General features: G+C 53.8%; 1 protein-coding gene. It reads right to left on the bottom strand.

Annotated elements, in window-relative coordinates; translation table 11 throughout:
• On the bottom strand, positions 1–902 hold a 902-nt coding region (locus tag AXK12_RS03430; protein WP_156468826.1), incomplete at its 3' end, for a glycosyltransferase family 2 protein.
• Positions 903–959: the final 57 nt, after the last annotated feature.

Genomic DNA, 959 nt, shown 5'->3' with positions numbered 1-959 from the left:
TCAGTATAAGTTCGGCCTAGGTATTCGCCAATGATGCCGAGGCCCATCAGCTGAATGCCGCCCAAAAGCAAAATAACCGTGGCGAGGGTCGTGAACCCCGTTGGGGCAATCTCAAAACCCAACAGCCTGCGCAAAGCAAACGCCGCACCAATGATAAAACTCGCTCCAGCCATGACAGCCCCAGCCACTAGGACCAGTCGCAACGGCAATCTCGAAAAACTAAAAACCGCATCAAAACCATAGCGAAGCAGTTTTATAAAACTCTGGGTTGGAACCCCTGCCGCACGTTCTTGGCGGTCATAAAATACCTCGCTGCGCTTAAACCCGAGCCAAGCTCGCAGTCCCGGGAAAAAGCGGTGTGACTCAGGTAAACGACTAAACGCAGAGAGGGCTTTTCTATCCAAAAGCCCAAAAGTGCCAGTATTTTGATCGACCTTAATATCCACTACCCGACCAAAAACCGCGTGGAAGAGCTTAAAACAAAGGGCCCGAACTCCGCGGTCTCGACGCGAGCGACGACGCGCCAGCACCACATTACTCCCCTCTTGCTGCCAACTCTGGACCAGTTGCGGGATAAGCTCGGGGGGATCTTGTAAATCCGCATCCAAAGTCACCACCGCATCGAACCCCGAGGCCTTTGCCTGCTCCAAGCCCGCCAACAGTGCAGCCTGAAACCCGAAGTTTCGAGAAAGCTCAATTAGCCGGAAGCGCCTGTCGCTCGCACACTTCGCCTCAATCTGCGCCACACTGTCGTCGCGACTCCCATCGTCCACCAGGATCGCGGTCCAGCGCTCGTGATTGACTTGCCCGTCGAAGAGTACGGTTAACCGCCTCAACAACTCAGGCAGCACTTCGCTCTCGTTATAAACAGGAATCACCAAGGCTAAATTCGGAACGCTCACGAGAGGAGAGCATTAGCCAAAACGATCTCCCTATTCAGGTTATCAGTGAGTCATAAC

Origin of the sequence: Cephaloticoccus capnophilus (assembly GCF_001580045.1) — a bacterium.
Taxonomy (GTDB): domain Bacteria; phylum Verrucomicrobiota; class Verrucomicrobiia; order Opitutales; family Opitutaceae; genus Cephaloticoccus; species Cephaloticoccus capnophilus.
This window is presented reverse-complemented; position numbering and strand designations above follow the sequence as displayed.